General features: G+C 64.4%; 6 protein-coding genes. 5 read left to right on the top strand and 1 reads right to left on the bottom strand.

What is annotated here, in order from left to right:
* The 5 genes from ilvN to BGO62_RS13280 all read left to right on the top strand — a co-directional run.
* Positions 1-368: acetolactate synthase small subunit (ilvN, locus tag BGO62_RS13260; protein ID WP_296643330.1), on the top strand; the 368-nt coding region annotated here is incomplete at its 5' end.
* Positions 369-406: 38 nt separating this feature from the next.
* Positions 407-1423 carry a ketol-acid reductoisomerase gene (ilvC, locus tag BGO62_RS13265; RefSeq protein ID WP_296643331.1) on the top strand — a complete coding sequence of 339 codons (1017 nt, stop codon included), beginning with the start codon at positions 407-409 and terminating at the stop codon, positions 1421-1423.
* A gap of 98 nt (positions 1424-1521) precedes the next feature.
* The gene (locus BGO62_RS13270) at positions 1522-2148 is read left to right on the top strand and encodes a phosphatidylserine decarboxylase (protein WP_296643332.1); all 627 of its coding nucleotides are present in this window, start codon (positions 1522-1524) and stop codon (positions 2146-2148) included.
* Positions 2149-2426: 278 nt separating this feature from the next.
* Positions 2427-3209 (top strand): CDP-diacylglycerol--serine O-phosphatidyltransferase, encoded by a 783-nt coding sequence (pssA, locus tag BGO62_RS13275; RefSeq protein WP_296643334.1) that lies wholly within the window; start codon positions 2427-2429, stop codon positions 3207-3209.
* 215 nt (positions 3210-3424) lie between these two features.
* Positions 3425-4960, top strand: a complete 1536-nt coding sequence (locus tag BGO62_RS13280) for a 2-isopropylmalate synthase (RefSeq protein ID WP_296643335.1) — start codon at positions 3425-3427, stop codon at positions 4958-4960.
* Positions 4961-4996: 36 nt separating this feature from the next.
* On the opposite strand, the gene BGO62_RS13285 is transcribed toward BGO62_RS13280, so the two are convergent.
* Entirely contained in the window at positions 4997-5344 is a 348-nt protein-coding gene (locus BGO62_RS13285) for a DUF2069 domain-containing protein (RefSeq protein WP_296638843.1), read from the bottom strand.
* Between the last annotated feature and the right edge of the window lie 152 nt (positions 5345-5496).

The following is a 5496-nucleotide window of genomic DNA, read 5'->3' on the forward strand; positions in this document are numbered from 1 at the left end:
CCCTGTCGCGCATGACCATCGTCACCGTGGGTTCGGAAGAGGTCATTGAGCAGATCACCAAGCAGCTCAACAAGCTGGTCGACGTGATCAAGGTGATGGACCTGACCGAGGGCCGCCACATCGAGCGCGAGCTGATGCTGGTCAAGGTCAAGGCGACGGGCGCCGGGCGCGAGGAAATGAAGCGCACCGCCGACATCTTCCGCGGCCGCATCATCGACGTCACCGATGCCACCTACACCATCGAACTGACCGGCACCGGCTCCAAGCTGGACGCATTCCTGGAGGCGATCGATCCCGCCTTCATCATCGAAACCGTGCGCACTGGCGCGTCCGGCATCGGACGCGGCGAGCGCAGCCTCAAAGCCTGATTTTCAATCCGTTTTTATTTATTTGCCCGGGAATTCACATGAAAGTTTTTTACGACAAGGACGCCGATCTTTCCCTCATCAAGAAGCGCAAGGTCGCCATCATCGGCTACGGCTCGCAGGGCCATGCCCACGCCAACAACCTGAAGGATTCCGGCGTGAAAGTCACCGTCGGCTTGCGCAAGGGCGGCGCCTCGTGGGACAAGGCCAAGAAGGCCAAGCTCGACGTCAAGGAAATTGCCGATGCCGTGAAGGCCGCCGACTTCGTGATGATCCTGATTCCCGACGAGTTGATGGCAGCGACGTATTACAGCGATATCGAACCCAACCTGAAGCAGGGTGCGACGCTCGCTTTCGCCCATGGCTTCAACGTGCACTACAACCAGATCACCCCGCGCGCCGACCTCGACGTCGTGATGGTGGCGCCCAAGGGCCCCGGCCATCTGGTGCGCTCGACCTACACCCAGGGCGGCGGCGTGCCGTCGCTGATCGCGGTGTACCAGGACAAGTCCGGCAAGGCGCGTGACCTCGCCCTGTCCTATGCCTGCGCCAACGGCGGCACCAAGGGCGGCGTGATCGAAACCTCCTTCCGCGAAGAAACCGAGACCGACCTGTTCGGCGAACAGGCTGTGCTGTGCGGCGGCTGCGTCGACCTGGTGAAGGCCGGCTTCGAAACCCTGACCGAAGCGGGCTACGCGCCGGAAATGGCCTACTTCGAGTGCCTGCACGAACTGAAGCTGATCGTCGACCTGATGTACGAAGGCGGCATCGCCAACATGAACTACTCGATCTCCAACAACGCGGAATACGGCGAATACGTGACCGGCCCCAAGGTCATCAACGCGCAGTCGAAAGCCGCGATGAAAGAGTGCCTGGACAACATCCAGAACGGCAACTACGCCAAGCAGTTCATCCTCGAAGGCCGCACCAACTACCCCGAGATGACTGCCCGCCGCCGCCTCAACGCCGAGCACCAGATCGAAGTCGTCGGCGCCAAACTGCGCGCGATGATGCCGTGGATCAGCAAGAACAAGCTGGTCGACCAGTCCAAGAACTAAGGGACTAGGGGCTAGGATCTAGGATCTAGGGGGCATGCGGCTGCGCCGCGCCTTCGTTTTTCCCTAGCCCTTAGCTCCTAAACCCTGGCCCCTAAAACATGACCCATCCCCTTATCGCCCGCGAGGGCTGGCTGGTTTTGCTGGCCGCGTTTGCTGCTGCCCTGATCGCCACCTGGCTGCTCGGCTGGTGGTCGATTCCGTTCTGGATCTGGGCGGCGTTCGCGCTGCAGTTCTTCCGCGATCCGGCGCGGCTGCCGCCGGCCGACGCCGATGCGGTGATCGCACCGGCCGACGGCCGCATCGTCGTGGTGGAAAAGGTCAACGACCCCTACCTGGAACGCGAGGCGCTGAAGATCAGCGTGTTCATGAACGTGTTCAACGTGCATTCCAACAAGAGCCCGGTCGACGGCGAGGTCAAGGGGCGCTGGTACACGCCGGGCCGCTTCGTCAATGCCGATCTCGACAAGGCCTCCACCGAAAACGAACGCAACGCGGTGTGGATACGGTCTGCGCGCGGCGATGTGACGAGCGTGCAGATCGCCGGGCTGATCGCGCGGCGCATCCTGTGCTACGTGCGCATCGGCGACAAGCTGGCGCGCGGCCAGCGCTACGGCTTCATCCGCTTCGGTTCGCGGGTCGACGTCTATCTGCCGACGACGGCGCGCGCCGAGGTCTCGATTGGCCAAAAAGTGACCGGCGGGCGTACCATACTGGCTCGCTGGTAGCCAGGGCGTGTTAACGCTAATTTCACGCCCGCGACGAGGCCGATTCGGGATGCGGGCCGCGAAGCGAGGCGCGCTGCAGTGTCGTTCACTGCAAGCGGCTCGCGACAAAGGCATGCGCCCGAATCAGCCCGTCCCTCCGGGTTGCCGCGAGAAAGCGCGTCTGCGGCGTTGCGCCGCTTGGCAAGGGATGGCCCTTGCCGGCGCGACGCGCCTTGCATCCATCGCTTTCTCGCGGCAACGCGGGCGCGAAATTAGCGTTAACACGCCCTAGGTTCGCCATGCTCGAATTCCACCACCGCAAGACCGAATCGAAGCGACCGCGGATGCGTGACCGTGGCATCTACCTGCTGCCCAACCTGTTCACCACCGGGGCGCTGTTCGCCGGCTTCTATGCCGTGGTGCAGGCGATGAACGGACGTTTCGAGCATGCCGCGGTGGCCATCTTCATCGCCATGGTGCTCGACGGCCTCGACGGCCGCGTCGCCCGCATGACGCACACGCAAAGCGCCTTCGGCGCCGAGTACGACAGCCTGTCGGACATGGTGTCGTTCGGCGTCGCGCCCGCACTGGTGATCTACGAGTTCGCCCTGCAGGGCATGGGCAAGCTCGGCTGGATCGCCGCCTTCGTCTATTGCGCCGGCGCCGCCCTGCGCCTGGCGCGCTTCAACACCCAGCTCGACGCCGTCACCGACAAGCGCTTCTTCCAGGGCATGCCCAGCCCGTCTGCCGCGGCGTTGATCGCAGGCTTCGTCTGGGTGATGGTCGAATACGGCGTGCCGGGCCAGGATGTGCGCTGGCTCGCCACCGCGCTGGCCCTGTTTGGCGGGCTGTCCATGGTCAGCAACTTCCGCTATTACAGCGGCAAGGAGATCAACCTCAGGAAAAGCGTGCCCTTCTTCGCCATCCTGCTGATTGTGCTGGCCTTCATCCTGGTGTCGACCAGCCCGCCCGAAGTGCTGTTCGGCGTGTTCGTGCTGTATGGCCTGTCGGGCTATGGCGATGCGCTGTGGAAGCTGCTGCATCGCAAAAAACCGTCCCCCTTGCAGGGCAGCGAAAAATAGATAGAATTTAGACCATGTCTAATCAGACGCAACCGTCCTTCCTCCTCTGCCTGCCGAGCCTTCTGTTCGGCGGCCTGCTGCTGCGCGTCGCGCGCGCACATTGAACCCCCTTCCCCCGAGCAGTACCCCCGCGCCGCGAGCTGCATGCGGCAGACTTATATAATGCGTCGGCATCCCGCACCTGAACGCGACGCCGACCCTCCATGGAGCCAGCCATGAACGACCGTTTGTTTATTTTTGACACCACCTTGCGCGACGGCGAGCAAAGCCCCGGCGCGTCGATGACCCGGGAGGAAAAGCTGCGCATCGCGCGCCAGCTGGAAAAACTCGGCGTCGACGTGATCGAGGCCGGCTTTGCCGCGGCCAGCCCGGGCGACGCCGATGCCATCCGCGCGATTGCCGAAGCGATCCAGGATTCGACCGTCTGTTCGCTGGCGCGCGCCAACGAGCGCGACATCCACGCGGCGGGCGGCGCGATCAAGCCGGCCAGGTCGGGGCGCATCCACACCTTCATCGCCACCAGCCCGATCCACATGGAAAAGAAGCTGCGCATGCAGCCCGACCAGGTGGTCGAGGCGGCGGTGAAGGCAGTCAGGCTCGCGCGCGAATACACCGACGACGTCGAATTCTCGGCCGAGGACGCGGTGCGCTCCGACATGGATTTCCTGGTGCGCATCTTCGCCGAGGTGATCAAGGCCGGCGCCACCACCATCAACGTGCCCGACACCGTCGGCTATTCAATCCCCGCGCTGTGGGGCGAGCGCATGAAGCAGCTGATCGAGCGCGTGCCCGGCTCCGACAAGGTGATCTGGTCGACCCACTGCCACAACGACCTCGGCATGGCGGTCGCCAACTCGCTCGCCGCGGTGATGAACGGCGCGCGCCAGGTCGAGTGCACCATCAACGGGCTGGGCGAGCGCGCCGGCAACGCTTCGCTGGAAGAGATCGTGATGGCGGTGCGCACCCGCCGCGACGTGTTCAATTGCGACACGCGCATCGACGCCACCCAGATCGTGCCGGCCTCCAAGCTCGTTTCCACCATCACTGGCTACCCGGTGCAGCCGAACAAGGCCATCGTCGGCGCCAACGCCTTCGCCCACGAATCGGGCATCCACCAGGACGGCGTGCTGAAGCACCGCGAGACCTACGAAATCATGCGCGCGGAAGATGTCGGCTGGCACGCCAATCGGCTGACGCTCGGCAAGCTGTCGGGCCGCAACGCGTTCAAGACCAAGCTTTCCGAGCTCGGCATCGTGCTCGACAGCGAGGAAGCGCTCAACGCCGCGTTCGCCCGCTTCAAGGATCTGGCCGACAAGAAGCGCGAGATTTTCGACGAGGACCTGCAGGCGCTGGTGTCCGACGAAGGCTACGCCGCCGGGCATGAACGCTACAAGCTGGTATCGATGAAAGTGTGTTCCGAAACCGGCGAAGTCCCGCACGCGCAACTGGTGTTCACCGACGAGGGCGCCGAGAAACAGGCCGCGGGAGATGGCTCGGGCCCGGTCGATGCGACGTTCAAGGCGCTCGAATCGGTGGTCAACAGCGGCGCCGACCTGCTGCTGTATTCGGTCAACAACATCACCAGCGGCACCGACGCGCAGGGCGAGGTGACGGTGCGGCTGGCGCAGGACGGGCGCGTGGTCAACGGCCAGGGCGCCGATACCGACATCGTGGTGGCTTCGGCCAAGGCCTATCTGCACGCGCTCAACAAGCTGCACAGCAAACGCGAGCGCGCGCATCCGCAGGTGTGAGCCATGCCGAATGAAAAACGCCCCGCGGGGCGTTTTTTATTGCGCCTGCCGCGACGGCGCGCTGAACTTGGCGTAATAGATCGCGGCGAAGAAGAACGCCACCGACAGCGCGACCTCGGCGCCGGCGAGCCATGCCGACAGGCCGGTATCCGACCATGCGCGCACCACGCCTTCGCTGAAGTAGGCCAGCACCAGCATCGGCGCCCATTGATAGGTATAGCGGCGGCCTTTCAGGATGCCCATCAGCGGCAGCAACAGCGGCAGCGCCTTGAGCGCCAGCGAGGAACCGCCGGGGCGGATCGGCGCCAGCGCCAGTTCCCACGCCAGGCAAAGGAAAATCAGCGCAATCAGGCTGACGCTGGAGACGATTTGCAGGGTTTTCATGCGTCCGGCTTCCGGCAGCATGCGCCGGCCCTCGATCCCGCTGCGCGGGTTCCTCGCCGGGCGGCTCATGCTGCCAGCTTCACGGCGGTTTCGGCCAGGCGCTTGCCGAGCGCGATGCACAGCGTGCGCTCGTCGCCGGTGAGCGGCTTGTC

Source organism: Thiobacillus sp. 65-1402 (assembly GCF_001897685.1).
Taxonomy (GTDB): Bacteria; Pseudomonadota; Gammaproteobacteria; order Burkholderiales; family Thiobacillaceae; genus Thiobacillus.

Bases quoted from the DNA above. Each gene is read 5' to 3' on its own strand.
- BGO62_RS13270 (WP_296643332.1), top strand. From the start codon at position 1,522: ATGACCCATCCCCTTATCGCCCGCGAGGGCTGGCTGGTTTTGCTGGCC.
- pssA (WP_296643334.1), top strand. From the start codon at position 2,427: ATGCTCGAATTCCACCACCGCAAGACCGAATCGAAGCGACCGCGGATG.
- ilvC (WP_296643331.1), top strand. From the start codon at position 407: ATGAAAGTTTTTTACGACAAGGACGCCGATCTTTCCCTCATCAAGAAG.
- BGO62_RS13285 (WP_296638843.1), bottom strand. From the start codon at position 5,344: ATGAAAACCCTGCAAATCGTCTCCAGCGTCAGCCTGATTGCGCTGATT.
- BGO62_RS13280 (WP_296643335.1), top strand. From the start codon at position 3,425: ATGAACGACCGTTTGTTTATTTTTGACACCACCTTGCGCGACGGCGAG.